Source organism: Burkholderia sp. MSHR3999, assembly GCF_000833595.1.
Classification (GTDB): Bacteria; Pseudomonadota; Gammaproteobacteria; order Burkholderiales; family Burkholderiaceae; genus Burkholderia; species Burkholderia ubonensis.
Window position 1 is genome coordinate 442,280 of the sequence record NZ_JRFO01000006.1, and the last position, 22,005, is coordinate 464,284.

Below are 22,005 nucleotides of genomic sequence, written 5' to 3' on the forward strand. Positions count from 1 at the left end.
CGCGCGATCAGTACAGCACGACCGAGCGGATCGACTCGCCCTTCTTCATCAGGTCGAAGCCGTCGTTGATCTTCTCGAGCGGCAGCGTGTGCGTGATCAGGTCGTCGATGTTGATCTTCCCTTCCATGTACCAGTCGACGATCTTCGGCACGTCGGTGCGCCCGCGCGCGCCGCCGAACGCCGAGCCCTTCCACTCGCGGCCCGTCACCAGCTGGAACGGCCGCGTGCTGATTTCCTCGCCGGCTGCCGCAACGCCGATGATGAACGACTGGCCCCAGCCCTTGTGCGTGCATTCCAGCGCCTGGCGCATCAGCTTCACGTTGCCCACGCACTCGAACGAGTAGTCCGCGCCGCCGTCGGTGAGCTGCACGATATGGTCGACCACGTTCTCGACCTCGTTCGGGTTGATGAAGTGCGTCATCCCGAACTTCTTCGCGAGCTCGACGCGCTTCGGGTTGATGTCGACGCCGATGATCTTGTCCGCGCCGACCATCTTCGCGCCCTGGATCACGTTCAGGCCGATCCCGCCGAGGCCGAACACCACTACGTTCGCGCCCGCCTCGACCTTCGCCGAGTACACGACCGCGCCGACGCCCGTCGTCACGCCGCAGCCGATGTAGCAGATCTTGTCGAACGGCGCGTCCTCGCGCACCTTCGCGACCGCGATCTCCGGCACCACGATGTAGTTCGAGAACGTCGACGTGCCCATGTAGTGGAACAGCGGCTTGCCGTCGAGCGAGAAGCGCGACGTCGCGTCGGGCATCAGCCCCTTGCCCTGCGTCGCGCGGATCTTCTGGCACAGGTTCGTCTTGCGCGACAGGCAGAACTTGCACTCGCGGCATTCCGGCGTGTAGAGCGGAATCACGTGATCGCCCTTCCTCACCGTGCCGACGCCGGGGCCGACGTCGACCACCACGCCCGCGCCTTCATGGCCGAGGATCGCCGGGAAGAGCCCTTCAGGATCCGCGCCCGACAGCGTGTAGTAGTCGGTGTGGCAGATCCCCGTCGCCTTCACCTCGATCAGCACCTCGCCCGCGCGCGGCCCTTCCAGGTCGACTTCCTCGATCGTCAGCGGCGCACCCGCCTTCCATGCAATCGCGGCTTTCGTCTTCATCGTGTGACTCCTATCTGTAGACGTGGACATGCCGCGCGGCGTCGCGCGGCATGTCGAGTGAAATCGTGCTCCCCATGATGGCCGATCGACGCACGCGCCGCGTGCGGGAAACGGCCGTCGTATTGCCCGAATGCGTCATCGTTGACGCAAAACGACAAGTGCCCGAGTTTAAACGTCCAGCGTGAACCATGCAGCGGTTCGCGCATACAGGTCGACGAAGCGCGCGTGCCGCGTCGCGAGCGCGCGGTCGCCGCACGGCGCCGCCACCGGCGACGCGGCGGGCGCGAGCGCACGCAATGCGTCCTCGCTCCAGTGGCCGATCGCCACGCCGGCCAGCAGCGCGGCGCCGCGCGTCGCGGCATTCGGGCAATCGACCGCGTCGAGCGACGCGCCGAGCGCGTCGGCCAGCAGCTGGCGCCAGCGCGGATCGACCGAGCCGCCGCCGGCCAGGCGCAGCGATGCGACCGCGCGGCGCTCCGCGCCCTCCGCACCTTCCGCGCCTTCCGCACGAATGGCATCGAGCCCCGCGCGCAGCGCGAACGCGACGCCTTCGAATGCCGCCCTCATCATCGCGCCGCGCGTATCGCCGAGCCCGAGGCCGAGCCAGCCGCCGCGCGCGTCCGGATTCATCCACGGCGAGCGCTCGCCGCTCAGGTACGGCAGGAAGGAAAGCCGTTCGGACGCCGGCTGGGCGAACGCGTCGTCGTAGGCGGCCGGCCAGCTCGCGTAGCCGAGCCAGCCGCGCACCGCTTCGAGCGCGAGCCCGACGTTCTGCATCGCCGCCATCGTGTAGTAGCCGCCGCCCGCGGCCGCGCGATAGCGATGCAGCCCGCGTCGCGCGGCGGGCAGCCGGTCCGCGAGCACGACGATCTGCCCGCCGCTGCCGGTCGTCAGCAGTGCGTCGCCGTCCGCGACGAGGCCGCTGCCCAGCGCCGCGCACGCGGTATCGGCCGCGCCGGTCGCGAGCGGCACGCCGGCCGGCAAGCCGAGCGCCGCGGCCGCCTGCGCGGCGAGCCCGCCGCACGGCGCCGTCGACGCGCGCACCGGCGCAAACAGCGCGCGCGGCAGGCCGAGCGCGTCGAGCCGCGCGGCATCCCATGCGCCGTCGGGCGTCGCGAGCGCGGTCGCGCACGCATCGCTCGGATCGGCCGCGACGTCGCCGCCGAGCGCGATGCGCAGCCAGTCCTTCGGCTGCACGGCCCAGCGCGCGGCGCGCAGCGCCGCCGGCTCGCTTGCGGCCACCCAGCGCAGCAGCGGGCCCGCCATCCCCGGCGCAACCGGGTTCGGCGCGTCCGGCCAGTCCGCCGCGGCGGCGAGGCGCGCGGCGCGCGTATCGGGCCACAGCAGCGCGGGCCGCACCGCTCGGCCGGCCGCATCGATCAGCACGACGCCGTGCATCTGCCCCGAAAAACCGATCGCGGCGACCTGCGCCCGCTCGTCGGCGGGCAGCCGCGCGGCCGCGCGCACGAGCGCATCCCACCACGCCTGCGGCGCGATTTCCGCCCAGCCGGGCTGCGGCGACGACAGCGCATACGGTTCGCTCGCGACCGCGCGTTCGACGCCGTCCGGGTCGAGCGTAACGAGTTTCACCGAGCCGGTGCCGAGATCGATTCCGAGCAAGCGCATGACGAAGCGACGATTTGAATGGACAAGCTTCGATGATAGCGGGATCGCAATATGCGCCCCATTTTTTCGCGATCGTGAATTGCGAATGCGATCGAACTCGCCACGTGCTTTAAAACACCCGTTCGCGGGTTAACCCGGCGCATTTTTTCACACCCTGAAATGACCACTATTCCCGAATTGCGATACACACCATAAAGCGCCCCATATTTGACATGGGAGTCCGCATTATTTTGGACGGCTATAAAACCGGGAAACCTCACTCCTGCGGCAGATTCCCGATGCGCGACGCCCCGCTTCATGCCGAATCGGCATATCGAACCAGCAAAGAACGGAATAGAACCCAGCGCTCTTGTTGCGCATGGCCGTTCCGCATAACTTCGTACCACCCCGAATACAAGATCATGGAGTGAGACAGATGCAATCGAACACGGTCCATCCGTGCGATGAAGTGTTGCCGACCGGCAAGCTCGTAACGCTCGGACTGCAGCACGTTCTCGTCATGTACGCCGGCGCGGTCGCCGTGCCGTTGATCGTCGGCGGCGCGCTCAAGCTGCCGAAAGACCAGATCGCGTTCCTGATCAGCGCCGATCTGTTTTCGTGCGGCATCGCGACGCTGATCCAGACGCTGGGCCTGTGGCTCTTCGGCATCCGCCTGCCCGTGATCATGGGGTGCACGTTCGCGGCGGTCGGCCCGATGATCGCGATCGGCACGAACCCCGGCCTCGGCATCCTCGACATCTTCGGCTCGACGATCGCGGCCGGCGTCATCGGCATCGTGCTCGCGCCGACGATCGGCAAGCTGCTGCGGTTCTTCCCGCCGGTCGTCGTCGGCACGGTGATCTCGGTGATCGGCCTGTCGCTGATGGAAGTCGGCATCAACTGGGCCGCAGGCGGCGTCGGCAATCCGGAGTACGGCAGCCCCGTCTACCTCGGCCTGTCGCTGCTCGTGCTCACGCTGATCCTGCTGATCAACAAGTATGGCCGCGGCTTCATCGCGAACATCTCGGTGCTGCTCGGCATCGTCGCGGGCTTCGCGATCGCGTTCGCGCTCGGCCGCGTGAACACCGACGGCGTGTCGATCGCGCCGTGGGTCGGCTTCGTGATGCCGTTCCACTTCGGCTGGCCGCACTTCGACCCGCTGTCGATCGCGACGATGGTCACGGTGATGTTCGTCACGTTCATCGAATCGACCGGGATGTTCCTCGCGGTCGGCGACATGGTCGATCGTCCGGTCGACCAGGATCGCCTCGTGCGCGGCCTGCGCGTCGACGGCCTCGGCACGCTGATCGGCGGCATCTTCAACTCGTTCCCGCATACGTCGTTCTCGCAGAACGTCGGCCTGATCGGCGTGACGGGCGTGAAGAGCCGCTTCGTGTGCGCGACGGGCGGCGTGATCCTGGTGCTGCTCGGCCTGTTCCCGAAGATGGCGCAGGTGGTCGCGTCGGTGCCGCCGTTCGTGCTCGGCGGCGCGGGAATCGTGATGTTCGGGATGGTCGCCGCGAACGGCGTGAAGGTGCTGTCGAAGGTCGACTTCGTGGAGAACCACCACAACCTGTTCATCGTCGCGGTCAGCATCGGCCTCGGCCTCGTGCCGGTCGTGTCGCCGCACTTCTTCTCGAAGCTGCCGGGCGCGCTCGCGCCGATCCTGCACAGTGGCATCCTGCTCGCGTCGGTTTCCGCAGTCATCCTGAACATCGTGTTCAACGGCGTGAAGGGCGAGAAGGAAGCGAAGTGCGACATCCGCCGCGCCGGTCACGATTTCGACGGGCGGCCGGCCGACCTGCACTGACCGCCCGATCGCGCCGCGATGCGGCGCTGCGTCCGGACCGGAACACGCCACGGCATTGTCGTGGCGTTTTTGTTTGCGTCCGGCACGCGCGCCAACTTTGCACGTGCAAAGCCCCCGCCCAAAACACAACGCCACGGATTCTCATCCGTGGCGTTTTTGTGTGCGGGGCGTTGCGTGAGTAACCCGGGTTGCGTCACGCATGCAACGCCCGCCGGCTCGATGCTGGCGGTTGCCCGCCATGCATCGCGATGACCGGCGGCGCTCAGCCCTTCGCCGCAACGGCCGACGCCGGTGCAGGCGCAGCCGCCTTGCCGTAGTCGACCGGCTGGTCGGCCGGACGCGGCGTCTCGCCGGCCCGCTGGATCCAGCCGCCGCCCAGCGAGCGATACAGGTCGACGAGGTTGGTCCACCGTGCCAGCCGTGCGTTGATCAGCGTCTGCTGCGCCGCGTACAGGTCGGTCTGCGCGGTCAGCACCGACAGGTAGCTGTCGACGCCGTTCTTGTAGCGCAGGTCCGACAGGTCGTAGCGACGCTGCTGCGCGTGCTCGTTGCGCTGCAGCGCGGCGATCTGCTGGTCGTACGTGCCGCGTGCGGCCAGCCCGTCCGCCACCTCGCGGAACGCCGACTGGATCGCCTTCTCGTAGTTCGCGATCTCGATGCGCTTTTGCACGTTCGCGAGATCGAGATTGGCGAGGTTCGCGCCGCCCTCGAAGATCGGCATCGTGATCTGCGGCGCGAACGACCACGCCGCCGTGCCGGCCTTGAACAGCCCGCCGAGCGTCGGGCTCGCGGTGCCGAACGCACCCGTCAGCGAGATGCGCGGGAAGAACGCCGCGCGCGCCGCGCCGATGTTCGCGTTCGCCGCGAGCAGGCTCTGCTCGGCTTCCATGATGTCCGGACGGCGCGTGAGCAGGTCCGACGGCAACCCGGCCGGGATGTCGGTCAGGAAGTTCTGCGCGTCGAGCGGCAGGCCCGGCGGCAGGTCGTCCGGCAGCGGCTGGCCGATCAGCAGCACCAGCGCGTTCACCGCCTGCGCGCGGGCGCGCGCCTGCGCCTGCTGGTTCGCGAGCGCCGTTTCGACCACGGTCTGCGCCTGGCGCAGGTCGAGCTCCGAGCCCGTGCCGTTGTCGAACTTCAGTTTCGTCAGGTCGTACGACGCCTGGGCGGATTTCAGCGTGTTTTCCGTCACCTTCAGCAGGTCGTCGGTCGACAGCACCGTCAGGTACTGGTCCGCGACCTGCGCGACCAGCGCGATCTCCGACGCCTTGCGGGCCTGCGCGGTCGCGAGGTATTTCGCGAGCGCCTGGTCCTTCAGGCTCTGGATCCGGCCGAACAGGTCGAGTTCCCACGACGCCTGCAGCCCGACGTTGTAGGTCGTCGTGATGTTGCGTCCCGGAACCGCCGTGAGCGCGTTCGGCAGCCGCTGGCGATTGCCGGTGCCCACCGCGTCGAGCGTCGGGAACAGGTCCGCACGCGTGATCTGGTACTGCGCACGCGCGGCCGCGATGTTCAGCACCGCGACCCGCAGGTCGCGGTTGTTGTTCAGCGCGATCTCGATCAGCCGCTGCAGGCGCGGATCGACGAAGAACTCGCGCCAGCCGATGTCGGTCGCCGCCTGGCCGTTCGCGCTGCGCGCGCCGGCCGCCGCGGCCGGCTGCGTCGCGTACACGCCGCCGGACGGGAACGCCTGCGAAACGGGCGCATCGGGCCGCGTGTAATGCGGCGCCATCGTGCAGCCCGTGGCGAAGAGCGCGACCGCGATTGCAGTCAAAGCATGTTTTTGCATCATCACTGCCCCTTCTTCTCGTCGTCGCCGTGGTCGCCCTTCTCCGCCTGGTGCATGTGATCCTGCGCAAGACGCAGCGCCTCGTCGACGTCTTCCTTCTCGCCGCTGAAGATCGCGCGGATCTTCACGAAGAACATCGGGATCATGAAGATCGCGAGGAACGTCGCGGTGATCATCCCGCCGATCACGCCGGTGCCGATCGCGTGCTGGCTCGCCGAGCCCGCGCCGTTGCTGATCGCGAGCGGCATCACGCCGAGAATGAACGCGAGCGACGTCATCAGGATCGGACGCAGCCGCAGGCGCGCCGCTTCCAGCGCGGCCTCGATCGGCCCCATCTTCTCCGTTACCTGCAGCTCGCGCGCGAACTCGACGATCAGGATCGCGTTCTTCGCGGACAGGCCCACCGTGGTCAGCAGGCCGACCTGGAAGAACACGTCGTTCTCGAGGCCGCGCAGCGTCGCCGCGAGCAGTGCGCCGATCACGCCGAGCGGCACGACCATGATCACCGAGAACGGGATCGACCAGCTTTCATACAGCGCCGCGAGACACAGGAACACGACGAGGATCGAGATCGCATAGAGGATCGGCGCCTGCGAACCCGACTGGATTTCCTGGTACGACAGCCCCGTCCACGAATAGCCGACGCCTTCCGGCAGCTTCTTCGCGAGCGCTTCCATCGCCGCCATCGCCTGGCCGGTCGACTTGCCCGGTGCGGCCTGGCCCTGGATTTCCATCGCCGAGATGCCGTTGTAGCGCTCGAGCTTCGGCGAACCGTAGGTCCAGTGGCCGGTCGCGAACGCGCTGAACGGCACCATCCCGCCCGTGCCGTTGCGCACGTACCAGATGTTCAGGTCTTCCGGCGTCATCCGGAACGGCGCGTCGGACTGCACGTAGACCTTCTTGATCCGGCCGTCGGTGTCGAGGAAGTTGTTCACGTACTGCGACGCCCATGCGATCGAGAACGTCTGGTCGATCGCCTGCGCGGTGACGCCGAGCGCGTTCGCCTTCTCGCGGTCGATGTTCACCTTGTACTGCGGCGTATCGTTCAGGCCGTTCGGACGCACGCCCTGCAGCGTCGGATCCTTCGAAGCCATCATCAGCAGCTGGTTGCGCGCGGCCATCAGCGCGTCGTGGCCGACGCCCGCGTTGTCCGTCAGCTCGAAGTCGAAGCCGGCGGCGGTGCCGAGTTCCGGAATCGACGGCGGGTTGAACGGAATCACCAGCGCGTCCTTGTACTTCGAGTAACGCCCGAACATCCGGCCGATCAGCGCCTGCACCTTCTGGTTCGCGTGCTGACGCTGCGAGTAATCCTTCAGCCTGACGAACACGAGACCCGAGTTCTGGCCGCGGCCCGCGAAGCTGAAGCCGTTGACCGTGAACGCGGATTCGACGATTTCCTTCTCGTCGTTCAACAGGTAGTCGGAAATGTTCGCGAGCGTCTTCGCGGTGGTTTCCTGCGTCGAGCCGGACGGCGTCTGCACGATCACGAACATCAGGCCCTGGTCCTCATCCGGCAGGAACGACTTGGGCAGGCGCACGAACAGCAGGCCGACCGCGACGATCACGACCAGGTAGATGATGAGCCAGCGGCCCGAGCGCTTGATCACGTGGTGCACGCCGACGTGGTACTTGTCGCGGCTCTGGTTGAACGTGCGGTTGAACCAGCCGAAGAAGCCCTTCTTCTCTTCGTGGTGACCCTGCGGAATCGGCTTGAGGATCGTCGCGCACAGCGCCGGCGTCAGGATCAGCGCGACGAGCACCGACAGCACCATCGCCGACACGATCGTCAGCGAGAACTGACGATAGATCGCGCCCACCGAGCCGCCCGAGAACGCCACCGGCACGAACACCGCCGACAGCACGAGCGCGACGCCGACCAGCGCGCCGGTGATCTGGCCCATCGCCTTCCTGGTCGCCTCCTTCGGCGACAAGCCCTCCTCCGCCATCACCCGCTCGACGTTCTCCACCACCACGATCGCATCGTCGACCAAGAGACCGATCGCGAGCACGAGGCCGAACATCGACAGCGTGTTGATCGAGAAGCCCACCAGCGACATGATCGCGAACGTGCCGAGCAGCACGACCGGCACCGCGATCGTCGGGATGATCGTCGCCCGCAGGTTCTGCAGGAACAGATACATCACGAGGAACACCAGCACGATGCCTTCGAGCAGCGTCTTGACCACTTCCTCGATCGACAGCTTCACGAACGGCGTCGTGTCATACGGATACGACACCGACAGGCCGTGCGGGAAGTACTTCGACAGCGTGTCCACCTGCTGGCGCACCGCCTTCGCGGTCGCGAGCGCGTTCGCGTTGGTCGCGAGCTGGATGCCCAGCGCCGCGCTCGGCTTGCCGTTGTACTTGGTGTCGAAGTTGTAGTTTTCCGCGCCGAGCGCGACGTTCCCGACATCCTTCAGGCGAACCTGCGAACCGTCCGGGTTGACCTTCAGCAGGATGTTGCCGAACTCCTCCGGCGTGCGCAGCAGCGTCGCCTCGGTGATCGTCGCCTGCAGCATCGTGCCCGGCTTCGCCGGCGTGCCGCCGAGCTGGCCGCCCGCGACCTGCACGTTCTGCGCGCTGATCGCGCTGGTCACGTCGACCGGCGTGAGGCCGTAGTTGGTCAGGCGGGTCGGATCGAGCCAGATCCGCATCGCGTACTGCGAGCCGAACAGCGTGACGGTGCCGACGCCGTTGAGCCGGCTGATCGGGTCCTTCACGTGCGACGCGACGTAGTTCGCGAGGTCGTAGCGGCTCATGCTGCCGTCTTCGGACGTGAAGGCGAGCACCAGCAGGAAGCTGCTGCTCGACTTCGTCACCGACAGGCCGAGCTGCTGCACGACCTGCGGCAGGATCGGCGTCGCGAGCGACAGCTTGTTCTGCACCTGGACCTGCGCGATGTCGGCGTTGGTGCCCGGCGCGAACGTCAGCGTGATCGTCGCCGTGCCCGAGTCGTCACTCGTCGACGACATGTACAGGAAGTTGTCGAGACCGCTCATCTGCTGCTCGATCACCTGCGTCACCGTGTCTTCCACCGTCTTCGCGGAAGCGCCCGGGTAGTTCGCGGAGATCTGGATCGATGGCGGCGCGATCGTCGGATACTGCGCGATCGGCAGCGTGAAGATCGCCGCGACCCCGGCCAGCATCAGGATGATGGCGATCACCCATGCAAAGATCGGGCGATCGATAAAAAACTTTGCCATGAAACAGGCTCCCTGTTAATGAGCACTCGACGCGGCGGCAGCGCTCGCCGGGGCGGCGCCCGACGCTGCAGCCGACGAGGCGGCAGGCGACGCGGCGGGCGACGAGCCCGACGACGGCGCGGCGGCCGGCGCTGCAGCCCCTGCGGCGGCGCCCTGCGCCTGCGCGAGCTGGGCCGCAACCGTCTTCACGGTCGCGCCCGGACGCACCTTGTCGATGCCCTGCACGATCACCCGGTCGCCCGCCTGCAGCCCGCCTTCGACGATCCAGTTCTGCCCCTGCATGCCCGTCGTCGTCAGCGGACGCGGCGCAACCTTGTTGTCCGCCCCCACCACCAGCGCGACCGCCTGCCCCTTCTGGTCATGCGTGACGCCGATCTGCGGCACCAGGAACGCGTGCTCGTTCACGCCTTCCTCGATCCGCGCGCGCACGAACATCCCCGGCAGCAGCACCCTGTTCGGGTTCGGGAAGATCGCGCGGATCGTCACCGAGCCCGTCGCCTGATCCACCGTCACGTCCGAGAACTGCAGCTTGCCCGGCTCCGAGTACGTCTTGCCGTCCTCCAGGATCAGCGACACCTTCGCCGCCCCCGGGCCGCTCGTCTTGATCCGCCCGCTCTGCACGTCCTGGCGCAGCTTCAGCCCGTCGAGGCTCGACTGCGTCAGGTCCACGTACACCGGATCGAGCTGCTGCACCGTCGACATCAGCGTCGCCTGGCTCGCCTGCACGTACGCGCCCGGCGTGACCTGCGAGATGCCGACGCGGCCGGTGATCGGCGACACCACGTCCGTATAGCCGAGGTTGATCTGCGCGGTGTCCACCGCCGCCTTGCCCGCCGCGACGTCCGCCGCCGCCTGCCCTTGCGCGGCGACCGCGTTGTCGTAGTCCTGCTTGCTGATCGCGTTCGCGCCCACCAGCACCTTGTAGCGCGCGACCAGTGCGTTCTGCGTCGCGAGGTTCGCCTGCGCCTTCGCGAGCGACGCCTTCGCACTGTTCAGTTGCGCGAGGTACGGCGCCGGGTCGATCTTGTAGAGGCGCTGGCCCGCCTTGACGTCGGTGCCCTCGGTGAATTCACGGCGCAGCACGATGCCGTCGACCCGCGCGCGCACCTGCGCGACCAGGAACGCGTTGGTGCGGCCCGGCAGTTCGGTGAAGACCGGCACGGTTTCCGGCTGGACGGTGACGACGCCGACTTCCGGCGTTTGCGGCGGCGGTGCCGATTCTTTTTTCCCGCACGCGGCCAGGAAAACGGCGGCCGTCGCGACAGTGATTAAGCGGTATGGAACCCGTTCGACGCGCATGGAGCGACCTCTGTGTGTAACCAATGGAATGAGTGTCGCGCCCGGCCCGGACGCAACACGGATGCGCCTTGCGGCGCTGATCGAACACCTGAATTACTGGACTGCTAGATACAGCAAGCGGCACGGAACCACTGTGCCGACGAAGACGCCCCGAACTGCGGGCTGGTAGTGCTTTGGCGGGAATCAGCAGTGTGGGATATTAACTGATTGCCCCTTTGGCCATTCGATCGTAGGGTGGTATTGTATATACATTCACGAATGTATGTAAAAAGACCCTGCGCCGCCGCGACCGCTGGTATTACGAAACGTTACGAGTCGCTAGGATAGCCCGTTTGCACGGGTACGGCGAGGGATGCGAACCTTATTGTTTCGCCCACCGATCGATCTCCCCCAGGCCTGAATATGGTCAGACGCACCAAGGAGGAAGCCCTTGCCACGCGCAACGGCATCCTCGACGCCGCCGAACACGTGTTCTTCGAGAAGGGCGTGTCGCACACGTCGCTCGCGGACATCGCGCACCACGCCGGCGTGACGCGCGGCGCCATCTACTGGCATTTCGCGAACAAGAGCGAGCTGTTCGACGCGATGTTCGATCGCGTGCTGCTGCCGATCGACGAACTGAAGAAATTGCCGGCCGACGCGCCCGGCAGCAATCCGCTCGACAAGGTCCGCAAGATCCTGATCTGGTGCCTGCTCGGCGTCCAGCGCGATTCGCAGCTGCGCCGGGTGTTCAGCATCCTGTTCATGAAGTGCGAGTACGTGGCGGACCTGGAGCCGCTGCTGCAGCGCAATCGTGCCGGCATGAGCGACGCGCTGCACGCGATCGACGCCGATCTCGCGATGGCCGTGCAACTGAAGTTGCTGCCGGAACGGCTCGACACGTGGCGCGCGACCCTGATGCTGCACGCGCTCGTCAGCGGCTTCGTGCGCGACATGCTGATGCTCCCCGACGAGATCGACGCGGAGCAGCATGCGGAAAAGCTCGTCGACGGCTGCTTCGACATGCTGCGCTACAGCCCGGCGATGCTGAAGGACGACTGACGCGCCGCGCGCGCCGGCGCACGCGGCGGCACGTCAGGCGGCCTGCGCGCGGCGCGCGCGGGCCCGCCGGTTCGACGCGGACACCGACTCGCGCGCCGGCATCGCGCCGCCCGCCAGCCCGGCGATCCATGCGTCGGTCGACATCACCGCCGCGAAGTTCGACTGGAACACCACCGTGTACGCGCGGTGGATCTCCTCTGCGCTTGCCGCGCCGGCCGCGTTCTCGTACGGCACCGCGCCCGTCGCATCCTCCAGATACTCGACGTTCAGCCCCGCATGCGCCGCGTGATACACGGTCGACGCATTGCAGTTGTGCGTCATGTAGCCGGCCACCGCGAGCGTGTCGATGCCGTGCGCGTCGAGCCATGCGGCGAGATCGGTGCCCGCGAACGCGCTCGCGAGCGACTTCTCGATCCGGTGCGCGTACGGCCGCGACGCAACCACCGGATGCAGTTCGACGCCGTCGCTGCCGGGCGCGAAGATCGGCGCGCCGGCCGGCGCGACGTGCTGGACGACGATCACCGGCACGCCGGCCGCATGCGCGGCATCGATCGCGCGGCCGAGGTTCGCGAGCGACGTGTCGACGGGCGGGTATTCGATCGGCAGATCGCCCGTCACGTATTCGTTCTGCACGTCGATCACGATGAGGGCGCGGCGGCCGGTGGGCGTTGAAGCGGGCTTCGACATGTTGTTCTCCTGGTTCGGACGCGCCGCCCCGCCCCGCAACGGGCGCAGTCGGCAGCGCGATGCGACGCATTGTCGAACTGCGGCGCCGGCCCCGACAGCGGCCCGATTGCCATTCTTCGATAGAATCGGGCCATCCGCATTCCGGAGCCCGTCATGCCCGCCGTCCCCGCCATCTCTTCTCCCACCGTCGTCGCCGCGATCGCGTTCGACGGCATCAGTCCGTTCCACCTGTCGGTCCCGTCCGTCGTGTTCGGCAAGGAGCGCGACGCGGCCGACACGCCCGCGTTCGACTTCCGCGTGTGCTCGGCGGACCGGGGCCCGCTCGCGACGACCGGCGGCTTCACGATCTCGGCCCCGCTCGGGCTCGATGCGCTCGACGACGCGCAGATCGTCATCGTGCCGAGCTGGCGCGACCCGGACGAAACGCCGCCGGCGGTGCTGCTCGACGCGGTGCGCGCCGCCGCCGAGCGCGGCGCGCTGCTGGTCGGGCTGTGCCTCGGCGCGTACGTGCTCGCGGCAGCCGGCCTGCTCGACGATCGCCCGGCGACCACGCACTGGGCGTGGGCGGACGACTTCGCGCGGCGCTTTCCGCGCGTGCGGCTCGACCCCGACGTGCTGTACGTCGACGACGGCAACCTGATGACGTCGGCCGGCACCGCCGCGGGGCTCGACTGCTGCCTGCACGTGGTGCGCCGCCGCTTCGGCGCCGACGCGGCGAACCGGATCGCGCGGCGCCTCGTGATTCCGCCGCACCGCCAGGGCGGGCAGGCGCAATACGTGCCGCAGCCCGTCGCCGCGCACCCGCGCGACGCGCGGCTCGCCGGCCTGCTCGACTGGGTGCGCACGCATCTCGACGCGCCGCACGGCGTCGACTCGCTCGCGGCGCGCGTGCTGATGAGCCGCCGCACGTTCACCCGGCACTTCCGCCAGGCGACCGGCACGACCGTGATCGCGTGGCTGCAGGCCGAACGGCTCGCGCGCGCGCAGCATCTGCTGGAAACCACCGGACAATCGATCGACGCGATCGCGCAGGCGGCCGGCTACGGGTCGAGCGTGTCGCTGCGCCAGCATTTCGCGAGCGCGCTCGGCACGTCGCCGTCGGCTTATCGGCGGGAATTTCGGGGAACGGCGGCGGACGCGCCGAGGTAACGGCCGCCGCATGCGCGGCGGCCTGCGGGATGCGGCCTGCGCGGGGTTGGGCTCAGCCGTTGAACCAGCGCGCCGCGTAGAGCAGCAGCGCGACGATCACGATCATCGCCGCCCACGCCCAGACCGGCACCGGAGAGGATTCGCGTTGATGGACCGCGCTGGCCGCCCGGCCGGTCAGCGCGCCGCCGAGGTGCTGCAGCGGCGGACGTTTCGCCGTCCCCGCGAGCGACGCCGGCCGCAGGAACACATGCTGGCGCCGATGCGCAGTGGTGCGCGCGCGGTTCGGCGCAAGCCCGTGCTTCGCCTGCACCACCGCGCAGAATTCGCCGAAGAAGTCGTCGGCCCATTCGTGCAGCGCGTTCTCGATCTGCCGCGTCGGCAGCTCGGCGAGCGGCCCGGTCGCGGTCGCCCACAGCACGTATTCGACGCGGGTCGCGTTCGCGTCGTGCGACTCCGGCAACAGCACGATTTCGATCTGGCCGCGCAGCGCGCCGATACCGTCGGCGCGCGCCTTGAAGTTCAGGGTCCGGCGCGGCTGCCCCTCCGCATCGCCCTGCTCGCTCGCGACATGCGCGCGCACGTCGTAGCGCGCCCGCAGCGGGCCGAGCGGCACGGTCAGCGTCAGCGCGTACTCGCCGCGCGTCAGCTCGACGAACGATTCACAATGATCAAAACTCGCGCGCAGCAGCGCGATGTCCTCCAGTGCGTCCCGGACGACCGACGGCGCAAGCGGCACGCGTAATGCGTCGTTCAGTTCCATGATGCCTCCCCGATGAACACTTGCCGCTCAGGACGTCTCGACGAGACTGTCGACCCGCGCGGCATCGAAGGCGACATAGCGCGCAAGCGCCAGCGCCGCCGACTTCGGTTCCTCGTAACTCCATGCGGCGTTTTCGATCACGCCGTCTTCCGTCTGCAAATCGAAATAGATCGCTTGCCCCTTCAGCCCGCAGACGGTCGTCTGGCGCGACCGCACGAGCCGGCTCATGTTGACGTCGGCGCGGGGCAGGTAGTAAACGTCCGGCAGGCCCGACTCGCGCACGGTCAGCGCGCCGAGCGTGTCCGCGTACGTAATCCCCCGATGAATCACGCGCACGCGATGGCGATTCGGCACGATTTCGAGGCGAGGGTCGGCTGCAGCGGTCATCGATCTCCTCCTACGGACGGCCCGGCAGGCGGGCCGGGGTACGCACCAAGAAGCACAAAAGCCACGGCGCGGGCGCCGTGGCTTTCATTATCGGCGAAAGTCGCACGAATTGCGCGACTGTCGCCACCAACCGGGCATTGCCGGCTCATTGCCGTCTCTCATTGCCGTCTATTTCGCGGACCAGGTGAACGCCTGCCTCGCGCCGCCCTTCGCGGTCACCGTGACGCTGCGCGTCTCGTCCTTGCCCTGGTACGACGCCTGCACCGTGTAGCGGCCCGGCGGCAGCTTCACGAGCATGTACGGCCCGTGCGCGTCGGTCTTCAGCACTTCGGCGCCTTTCGCGTCGGTAATCCGCACGTGGACGTCGGCCAGGAACTCGCCGCCCGCCCCCGTGAAGCGCAGCGCGAGCGGCCACGCGGCTTCGTTGCGCTGGAACGCCGTCGATTCGTCCTGCCCGACGCCGCCGGACACGAAGCTGACGTCGCCCTGTTGACGCGCGGCGGGCAGGCCGTCCGACTGCGCGTATGCGCCGGTTGCGCCGGCCGCAACGCCGACGGCCAGCGCCGCGGCGATCGCGAATCGGGACATGCTGCGTGGATGTTGCATGGCACTCTCCTTTGGATCGGAACCGAGGCCTGTTCGCGCCGCCGGCGGCGGGCCGGCGGCGCGTGCCGGTCAGCTCAGGTCGACCGGCACGAAGATCTGCGCATTGTCGCGCTGGATCAGCAGCGCGAGGCTGTTGCCGGCGCCCTTCACCGCGTCGCGCAGCTGTTCGGGGCTCGTCACCGGCCGGCCGTTCACCGCGAGGATCACGTCGCCCGGCTGGATGCCCGCGCTCGCGGCAGGGCCGCCCGCCTGCTGGACCAGCAGCCCGTGCGACAGCTGCGTCGCGCTGCGCTCCTGCGGCGACAGCGGCCGCACCGCGACGCCGAGCCGGCCCTGCTCGACCGGACCGCCGTCGTTCGACGCGACCTTGGCGTCGGCCATCGAGCCGAGCGTCACGCTGACCGTCTTCTTCGACTTGTCGCGCCAGATCTGCAGGTCGGCCTTGGAGCCGGGCTTGAAGCTCGCGATCTGCGACGGCAGCGTCGTCGAATCGGCCACCGGCACGCCGTTGACCGCCAGGATCACGTCGCCCGGCTGCAGGCCCGCCTTCGCGGCCGGGCCGTTCGGGTCGACCGAGCTGACGAGCGCGCCGTCCGGCTTCGGCAGCCCGAACGAGCTGGCCAGCGTCTGGTTCAGCCCCTGCACCGCGACGCCGAGGCGGCCGCGGCTCACGTGGCCCGTCTTCACCAGCTCGTCCTTCACCTTGATCGCCTCGTTGATCGGGATCGCGAACGACAGGCCCTGGAAGCCGCCCGTCTGCGAATAGATCATCGAGTTGATGCCGATCACCTCGCCCTTCAGGTTGAACAGCGGGCCGCCCGAGTTGCCGGGGTTGACCGGCACGTCGGTCTGGATGAACGGCGTGTAGTTCTCGTCGGGCAGCGCGCGCGACTTCGCGCTGATGATGCCGGAGGTCACCGTGTTGTCGAAGCCGTACGGCGAGCCGATCGCGACCACCCACTGGCCGACCTTGCTCTGCGCCGGATCGCCGATCTTCACGATCGGCAGCCCGCTCGCGTCGATCTTCAGCACCGCGACGTCGGACTGCTTGTCCGCGCCGACGACCTTCGCCTTGTACTCGCGCTTGTCGGTCAGCTTCACGGTGACGACGTTCGCGCCGTCGATCACGTGCGCATTCGTCAGGATATAGCCGTCCGCGCTGACGATGAACCCGGAGCCGAGGCTCGCGCTCGGCTGCTCGTCCGGCTGCGCGTCGCCGCCCATGCCGGGCATCTGGCCGTAGAAGTGCTTGAAGAACTGGTAGAACGGGTCGCTCGGGTCGATCGGCAGCTGCGGCTGCTGCATGCGCCGCGCGGTCTGCTTCACCACGTGCTTCGCGCTGATGTTCACGACCGCCGGGCCGTAGGTCTCGACGAGCCCGGAGAAATCGGGAATGCCCGTCTTCGCGGCCGCTTCGGCCGGCATCAGCGCGGCCGCCTGCGCGGGCGTGATGATCTGCGGATCGGCACGCCGGGTGCCCGCCACGTAGCCGGCGGACAGCGCGGCCGCCACCGCGACGGCAACGGCGCCGCGCGCAAGGAATCGGGTGTTCATCGTAGGACCTCCTCTTTTGTTACAACGCAGCGTAACGACCCTGACTTAAAGGAGGCTTAATCAGCCTTAAACGGGGCTTAAACCACCGCCGGAAGGCGTGCGGACGGCCTTCTGCGCCGATCCTGCCCAATCCGCCTCCTTCACACCGGCTCGGACTGGCGCGGCGTCTCGGCCGGCATCTCGGCGTTGCGGAACACGACGCTGACGAGCAGGCCGCCCGCCGCCGCGTCGCCGAGCGTCACCGTCGCGCCCTGCTGCGCCGCAACGCGCTTGACGATCGCGAGGCCGAGCCCGCTGCCCGACACGTCGGTGCGGGCCCGCGCGGAGCTGTCGCGGTAGAAGCGGTCGAACACGCGCTCGCGCTCCTCGGCCGGGATGCCCGGGCCGCTGTCGCCGATCTGCACGCACGCGCGGCCGGCCGCGTCGCGCATCAGCGACACGTCGATGCGGCCGCCGTCGGGCGTGTACTTGACCGCGTTGTCGAGCAGGTTGCCGAACATCACGCGCAGCGCGGCAACATCGGCGACGACCCGCGCGGGCTGCGACTCCTCGAAGCCGAGGTCGATGCCGCGCCGCTGCGCGAGCGGCGCGTGCGCGGCCGCGCATTCGGCGAGCAGCGCCTGCAGGTCGACCGCCTCGCGCACCGTCCCGCCGTCCGGTTCCGAGCGGGCGAGCGCGAGCAGCTGTTCCGCGAGGCGCGTCGCGCGCGTGACGCCGTCCTGCAGGTCGGCGAGCGCCTCGCGGCGCGACGCGTCGTCCTTCGCGCGCCCGACGAGCTGCGCCTGGATCTGCACGGCCGCGAGCGGCGTGCGCAGCTCGTGCGCGGCGTCGGCCACGAACGCCTTCTGCGTGTCGAGCGCCGCCGACAGCCGCGCGAGCAGCCCGTTGAGCGCATGCACGAGCGGCTGCACCTCGAGCGGCAGCGGCGCATCGGGCAGCGGATCGAGCGCCTCGGGCCGGCGCGCCTCGACTGCGCGCGTCACGCGGCGCAGCGGCGCGAGCCCGCGCCCGACGATCATCCACACGGCCGCGCCGAGGAACGGCAGCAGCACGATCAGCGGCCACAGCGTGCGCAGCGCGACGTTCGCCGCGAGCCGGTTGCGCACCGACACCGGCTGCGCGAGCTGCACGACGTTGTCGCCGACGATCGCGCCGTACACGCGCCATTCGCCGCGGTCGGTGCGCTCGGTCGAGAAGCCGAGCTCGGCGCGCGGCGCGATCGGCGCGCGCGGATGCGAGAAGTACATCAGCACGCCGTTGCGGTTCCAGATCTGGATCACGATGCCTTCGTCGCCGTTGGTGCGCGAGCCGAACACCTGCGAGAACGGCTCGGACGGCAGCGCCGCGGCGATCTCCTGCAGCTGGTAGTCGAACAGCTCGTTCGCCTCCGCGAGCGCCTGCCGGTAGATCAGCCAGCCGGCGAGGCCCACGCCGGCGACGACGATCGCCAGCAGCCAGATCAGCAATTGATGACGGATCGACCTCACGCGTCAGCTTTCCTTGACGACCATGTAGCCGAGCCCGCGCACGTTGCGGATCAGGTCCGAGCCGAGCTTCTTGCGCAGCGCGTGGATGTAGACCTCGACGGTGTTGCTGCCGATCTCCTCGCCCCAGCCGTACATCTTCTCCTCGAGCTGGCTCTTCGACAGCACCGCGCCGGGCCGCGCGAGCAGCGCCTCGAGCAGCGCGAACTCGCGCGCCGACAGCGCGACGGGCGAGCCGTCGAGCGTCACCTGATGCGAAGCGGGATCGAGCGTCAGCGCGCCGTGGCGGATCAGCGACTCGCTGCGCCCCGCCTGGCGGCGGATCAGCGCGCGCATCCGCGCGCCCAGCTCGTCGAGATCGAACGGCTTGATCAGGTAGTCGTCGGCGCCCGCGTCGAGCCCCTTCACGCGATCGGCGATCGCGTCGCGCGCGGTGACGATCAGCACCGGCAGCGCCAGCCCGCGCGCGCGCAGCGTGCGCAGCACGTCGATGCCGTCGCGCTTCGGCAGGCCCAGATCGAGCAGCAACAGGTCGTACGTCTCGCCGCCGAGCGCGGTGAGCGCCGCGTCGCCGTCCTGCACCCAGTCGACCGCGAAGCCGTCCGAGCGCAGCGCCTTGCGCACGCCCTCGGCGATCATCCGGTCGTCTTCGACAAGCAATATCCGCATCTGGGTCGGCATCCGTGGGACGAGTGAATCATGCCGAGCATTGTAGCGCCGCGGATTGCGTGCGCGGCATCGCGCGCCACACCCCGGCGGTTTCATCGGATCCGACCCAACTTGTCTCTACAATGTGCGCTTCGGCGCCGCGCGCGCCTCGCTCACGCACCCGCTTTCCCGTATTCGTCCATGCCGATTTCCGTCCTCGCCGCCCGGTTCGCGCCCCGCGCCCGCCTCTGCCTGCGCGCCGCCGCCGTCCTCGCCGCCTGTACCGCCCTGTCGTTCGCGCCGCCCGCGCAAGCCCGCAAGAAGCCGCACAAGCCGCCCGTCGTGTCCGCCGCCGCGCGCGCGGCCGGCCTGCCGCCGTCCGTGCTGGTCGCGCTGCAGCGCGCGAAGGTGCCCGCGTCGGCGATGAGCGTCGTCGTCGAGCGGGTAGGCGATCCGGAGCCGCTCGTCGCGTGGAACGCGAGCCGCCCGATGCTGCCGGCATCGACGATGAAGCTCGTCACGACCTTCTCGGGCCTGTCGATCCTCGGCCCCGACTTCCGCTGGCGCACGTCCGCCTATGCGGACGGCACGCTCGACCCGGACGGCACGCTGCAGGGCAACCTGTACATCAAGGGCACCGGCGATCCGAAGCTCGTGCCGGAGGAGCTGATCGACCTCGTCGACAAGATCCGCAAGGCCGGCATCAAGCGCGTGAGCGGCGGCCTCGTGCTCGACAAGACCTATTTCGCGGCATCGACGCGCGACCTGCCGGCGTTCGACGACGACGCGAGCGCGCCGTACAACGTCGGCCCCGACCCGCTGCTGTACGCGTTCAAGGCCGTCTCGTTCACGCTGACGCCGGGCGACGACGGCAAGGTCGCGATCGACGTGCTGCCGCCGCTCGCGAACCTGTCGATCGACAACCAGCTCCATGAAGGCAACGGCTCGTGCGGCGCGGCGTCGGCCGCGGCGCGCCCGACGCTGACGGCCGGCGACGGCATGCTGACCGCGTCGTTCGCGGGCGACTATCCGCTGCGCTGCGGCGCGCGCACGACCAACCTCGCGATCCTCGACCACTCGACGTTCTTCGCGCGCGGCTTCCTCGCGCTGTGGCAGCAGGACGGCGGCACCATCGCGGGCCCCGTGAGCGAGGGCAAGGTGCCGACGAGCGCGCGGCCCGTCGCCGTGCACCACAGCCCGGTGCTCGGCAGCGTCGTCTACGACATCAACAAGTTCAGCAACAACGTGATGGCGCGCAACCTGTTCCTGACGATCGGCGCGGAACGCGGCAAGCCGCCCGCGACGCCCGAGCAGTCGAGCCGCGTGATCCGCGCGTTCCTGCAGAAAGGCGGCATCGCGATGCCGGAGCTCGTGCTCGACAACGGCTCGGGCCTGTCGCGCGACGAGCACGTGAGCGCGCAGTCGCTCGCCGCGCTGCTGCAGGCCGCGAACGCGAGCCCGGTCGCGCAGGCGTTCATCGATTCGCTGCCGATCGCCGGCATCGACGGCACGATGAAGAACCGGCTCACGAGCGCGGGCGTGCTCGGCAACGCGCACATCAAGACCGGCACGCTGCGCGACGTGCGCGCGATCGCCGGCTACGTCGCGGGCGCGGACGGCCAGAGCTACGTCGTCGTCAGCTTCATCAACGACGATCACGCGGAAGCCGCGCGCGCCGCGCACGACAGCCTGCTCGAATGGATCTACGCGGGCGCGCGCTGACGGCCGCGCCGGCAAAACGGGGCCGCACCGCGCAGCCCCGCACGGCGCGGCTTCGGTAGAAACCCTGTCCTCTGAGGGAACCCTCTACGCTCCCCCCTCGCCTAGCGCGACCCGATTGCGTAGGCTGTCGCCTGACCCATATTCACAATCGGGCGACTGCCCGGCCACGAGACTTGCAGGGGAAAGAAGGAGGAGACACGCCCATGCGATTCGACGTCGAATTGCTTCTGCTCGCGCTGGCGCCCGTCTTCCTGCTCTGCATCGGCTGGGAGGCCCGGCACTTCGCCCGCACCCGTCCGCAGGCCGCCGTCTACGCCTGGCGGGACACGCTGTGCAACGCCGCGCTCGCGCTGATGCACCAGGGCGCGGACAAGGTCGCGTGGCTGTTCGTGATTCCCGTGTACGCGTACTGCTACCGGTACTACCGCCTCTTCACGTGGCAGGACGGCTGGCTGTCGTTCGCCGTGCTGTTCGTCGCACAGGACCTCCTCTACTACGTGTTCCATCGCGCAAGCCACCGCGTGCGCTGGCTGTGGGCCGCGCACGTCGTGCACCACTCGTCCGAGCGGATGAATTTCTCGACCGCGATGCGCCAGAGCCTGATGTATCCGGTCGCCGGCATGTGGGCGTTCTGGCTGCCGCTCGCGCTGCTCGGCTTTCCGCCGCAGCAGATCGTCGGCATCGTGCTGATCAACCTCGCGTTCCAGTTCTTCGTGCATACGCAGGCGTTCGGCAAGCTCGGCTGGATCGAATACGTCTTCAACACGCCGTCGATCCATCGCGCGCACCATGCGCGCAACCCGCGCTACATCGACCGCAACTATGCGGGCGTGCTCGTGATCTGGGATCGGCTGTTCGGCAGCTTCGTCGAGGAGACGCCGGCCGACCCGCCCCAATACGGGATCGTCGAGCGGCTCGGCTCGAACAACCCGCTCGTCGCGACGTTCCACGAGTGGGGCTCGATGGCCGCCGATGCGTGGCGCGTGCCCGGATGGCGCAACAAGCTGCGCGCGGTTTTCGGGCCGCCCGAATGGGCGAGCGCTTATCATGCACGAATCGCTGGCGCCGCCGCTGACGATCCGCGCACGGCGCCGCCCGCAGGCGCGAACCGGTCAAGCTAGAACAACTTTCAGCCAACGGCCGCCGCGAC

17 protein-coding genes are annotated in these 22,005 nt (G+C 68.8%); 5 read left to right on the plus strand and 12 right to left on the minus strand.

The annotated features are described in order from the left end of the window. Nucleotides 1-7 precede the first annotated feature (7 nt). Both KY49_RS19295 and KY49_RS19300 read right to left on the minus strand, forming a co-directional pair. Nucleotides 8-1,114 (minus strand): S-(hydroxymethyl)glutathione dehydrogenase/class III alcohol dehydrogenase, encoded by a 1,107-nt coding sequence (locus KY49_RS19295; protein ID WP_042586193.1) that lies wholly within the window; start codon nucleotides 1,112-1,114, stop codon nucleotides 8-10. 168 nt (nucleotides 1,115-1,282) lie between these two features. After that, on the minus strand, nucleotides 1,283-2,740 hold the full coding sequence (locus KY49_RS19300; protein WP_042586194.1) for a xylulokinase: 1,458 nt from the start codon (nucleotides 2,738-2,740) through the stop codon (nucleotides 1,283-1,285). Nucleotides 2,741-3,155: 415 nt separating this feature from the next. On the opposite strand from KY49_RS19300, the gene KY49_RS19305 reads away from it, so the two are divergent. Beyond that, complete coding sequence (locus KY49_RS19305) at nucleotides 3,156-4,529, plus strand: nucleobase:cation symporter-2 family protein (protein ID WP_010090831.1); 1,374 nt, start codon at nucleotides 3,156-3,158, stop codon at nucleotides 4,527-4,529. 262 nt (nucleotides 4,530-4,791) lie between these two features. Here KY49_RS19305 and KY49_RS19310 read toward each other — a convergent pair whose 3' ends face one another. From KY49_RS19310 to KY49_RS19320, 3 genes are read right to left on the minus strand one after another with little or no spacing between them, the layout of a single operon-like run. After that, the gene (locus KY49_RS19310) at nucleotides 4,792-6,318 is read right to left on the minus strand and encodes an efflux transporter outer membrane subunit (protein WP_042586195.1); all 1,527 of its coding nucleotides are present in this window, start codon (nucleotides 6,316-6,318) and stop codon (nucleotides 4,792-4,794) included. Then, entirely contained in the window at nucleotides 6,318-9,518 is a 3,201-nt protein-coding gene (locus KY49_RS19315) for an efflux RND transporter permease subunit (protein WP_042586196.1), read from the minus strand. The genes KY49_RS19310 and KY49_RS19315 overlap by 1 nt, the downstream gene beginning before the upstream one ends. 15 nt (nucleotides 9,519-9,533) lie before the next feature. Then, entirely contained in the window at nucleotides 9,534-10,817 is a 1,284-nt protein-coding gene (locus KY49_RS19320) for an efflux RND transporter periplasmic adaptor subunit (RefSeq protein WP_042586197.1), read from the minus strand. 402 nt (nucleotides 10,818-11,219) lie between these two features. Here KY49_RS19320 and KY49_RS19325 point away from each other — a divergent pair, with 402 nt between their 5' ends. Beyond that, nucleotides 11,220-11,858 carry a TetR family transcriptional regulator gene (locus tag KY49_RS19325; protein WP_010098534.1) on the plus strand — a complete coding sequence of 213 codons (639 nt, stop codon included), beginning with the start codon at nucleotides 11,220-11,222 and terminating at the stop codon, nucleotides 11,856-11,858. A 33-nt stretch (nucleotides 11,859-11,891) separates the two neighbouring features. On the opposite strand, the gene KY49_RS19330 is transcribed toward KY49_RS19325, so the two are convergent. After that, a complete protein-coding gene (locus KY49_RS19330; protein WP_042586868.1) occupies nucleotides 11,892-12,545 on the minus strand; it encodes a cysteine hydrolase family protein in 654 nt (217 codons plus the stop codon). Nucleotides 12,546-12,698: 153 nt separating this feature from the next. On the opposite strand from KY49_RS19330, the gene KY49_RS19335 reads away from it, so the two are divergent. Beyond that, entirely contained in the window at nucleotides 12,699-13,694 is a 996-nt protein-coding gene (locus KY49_RS19335) for a helix-turn-helix domain-containing protein (protein WP_042586198.1), read from the plus strand. A gap of 52 nt (nucleotides 13,695-13,746) precedes the next feature. On the opposite strand, the gene KY49_RS19340 is transcribed toward KY49_RS19335, so the two are convergent. The 6 genes from KY49_RS19340 to KY49_RS19365 form a co-directional block, all read right to left on the minus strand. Next, the gene (locus KY49_RS19340; RefSeq protein ID WP_042586199.1) at nucleotides 13,747-14,454 is read right to left on the minus strand and encodes a CoxG family protein; all 708 of its coding nucleotides are present in this window, start codon (nucleotides 14,452-14,454) and stop codon (nucleotides 13,747-13,749) included. Between the two features lie 27 nt (nucleotides 14,455-14,481). Beyond that, entirely contained in the window at nucleotides 14,482-14,841 is a 360-nt protein-coding gene (locus tag KY49_RS19345) for a DUF427 domain-containing protein (protein WP_042586200.1), read from the minus strand. A 168-nt stretch (nucleotides 14,842-15,009) separates the two neighbouring features. Beyond that, nucleotides 15,010-15,447: a carboxypeptidase-like regulatory domain-containing protein gene (locus KY49_RS19350; protein ID WP_042586201.1), complete on the minus strand. Its 438-nt coding sequence runs from the start codon at nucleotides 15,445-15,447 to the stop codon at nucleotides 15,010-15,012. A 69-nt stretch (nucleotides 15,448-15,516) separates the two neighbouring features. Then, complete coding sequence (locus KY49_RS19355; RefSeq protein WP_042586202.1) at nucleotides 15,517-17,001, minus strand: DegQ family serine endoprotease; 1,485 nt, start codon at nucleotides 16,999-17,001, stop codon at nucleotides 15,517-15,519. A gap of 140 nt (nucleotides 17,002-17,141) precedes the next feature. After that, the gene (locus KY49_RS19360; protein ID WP_042586203.1) at nucleotides 17,142-18,488 is read right to left on the minus strand and encodes an ATP-binding protein; all 1,347 of its coding nucleotides are present in this window, start codon (nucleotides 18,486-18,488) and stop codon (nucleotides 17,142-17,144) included. A gap of 3 nt (nucleotides 18,489-18,491) precedes the next feature. Further along, the gene (locus KY49_RS19365; protein ID WP_042586869.1) at nucleotides 18,492-19,154 is read right to left on the minus strand and encodes a response regulator; all 663 of its coding nucleotides are present in this window, start codon (nucleotides 19,152-19,154) and stop codon (nucleotides 18,492-18,494) included. A 180-nt stretch (nucleotides 19,155-19,334) separates the two neighbouring features. On the opposite strand from KY49_RS19365, the gene dacB reads away from it, so the two are divergent. Together dacB and KY49_RS19375 are read left to right on the plus strand one after the other, a co-directional pair. Then, nucleotides 19,335-20,855, plus strand: a complete 1,521-nt coding sequence (gene dacB / locus KY49_RS19370) for a D-alanyl-D-alanine carboxypeptidase/D-alanyl-D-alanine endopeptidase (RefSeq protein WP_042586204.1) — start codon at nucleotides 19,335-19,337, stop codon at nucleotides 20,853-20,855. 203 nt (nucleotides 20,856-21,058) lie between these two features. After that, the gene (locus KY49_RS19375; protein ID WP_042586205.1) at nucleotides 21,059-21,976 is read left to right on the plus strand and encodes a sterol desaturase family protein; all 918 of its coding nucleotides are present in this window, start codon (nucleotides 21,059-21,061) and stop codon (nucleotides 21,974-21,976) included. Nucleotides 21,977-22,005: the final 29 nt, after the last annotated feature.

Bases quoted from the DNA above. Each gene is read 5' to 3' on its own strand.
- KY49_RS19295 (WP_042586193.1), bottom strand. From the start codon at position 1,114: ATGAAGACGAAAGCCGCGATTGCATGGAAGGCGGGTGCGCCGCTGACG.
- KY49_RS19300 (WP_042586194.1), bottom strand. From the start codon at position 2,740: ATGCGCTTGCTCGGAATCGATCTCGGCACCGGCTCGGTGAAACTCGTT.
- KY49_RS19305 (WP_010090831.1), top strand. From the start codon at position 3,156: ATGCAATCGAACACGGTCCATCCGTGCGATGAAGTGTTGCCGACCGGC.
- KY49_RS19310 (WP_042586195.1), bottom strand. From the start codon at position 6,318: ATGATGCAAAAACATGCTTTGACTGCAATCGCGGTCGCGCTCTTCGCC.
- KY49_RS19315 (WP_042586196.1), bottom strand. From the start codon at position 9,518: ATGGCAAAGTTTTTTATCGATCGCCCGATCTTTGCATGGGTGATCGCC.
- KY49_RS19320 (WP_042586197.1), bottom strand. From the start codon at position 10,817: ATGCGCGTCGAACGGGTTCCATACCGCTTAATCACTGTCGCGACGGCC.
- KY49_RS19325 (WP_010098534.1), top strand. From the start codon at position 11,220: ATGGTCAGACGCACCAAGGAGGAAGCCCTTGCCACGCGCAACGGCATC.
- KY49_RS19330 (WP_042586868.1), bottom strand. From the start codon at position 12,545: ATGTCGAAGCCCGCTTCAACGCCCACCGGCCGCCGCGCCCTCATCGTG.
- KY49_RS19335 (WP_042586198.1), top strand. From the start codon at position 12,699: ATGCCCGCCGTCCCCGCCATCTCTTCTCCCACCGTCGTCGCCGCGATC.
- KY49_RS19340 (WP_042586199.1), bottom strand. From the start codon at position 14,454: ATGGAACTGAACGACGCATTACGCGTGCCGCTTGCGCCGTCGGTCGTC.
- KY49_RS19345 (WP_042586200.1), bottom strand. From the start codon at position 14,841: ATGACCGCTGCAGCCGACCCTCGCCTCGAAATCGTGCCGAATCGCCAT.
- KY49_RS19350 (WP_042586201.1), bottom strand. From the start codon at position 15,447: ATGCAACATCCACGCAGCATGTCCCGATTCGCGATCGCCGCGGCGCTG.
- KY49_RS19355 (WP_042586202.1), bottom strand. From the start codon at position 17,001: ATGAACACCCGATTCCTTGCGCGCGGCGCCGTTGCCGTCGCGGTGGCG.
- KY49_RS19365 (WP_042586869.1), bottom strand. From the start codon at position 19,154: ATGCGGATATTGCTTGTCGAAGACGACCGGATGATCGCCGAGGGCGTG.
- dacB (WP_042586204.1), top strand. From the start codon at position 19,335: ATGCCGATTTCCGTCCTCGCCGCCCGGTTCGCGCCCCGCGCCCGCCTC.
- KY49_RS19375 (WP_042586205.1), top strand. From the start codon at position 21,059: ATGCGATTCGACGTCGAATTGCTTCTGCTCGCGCTGGCGCCCGTCTTC.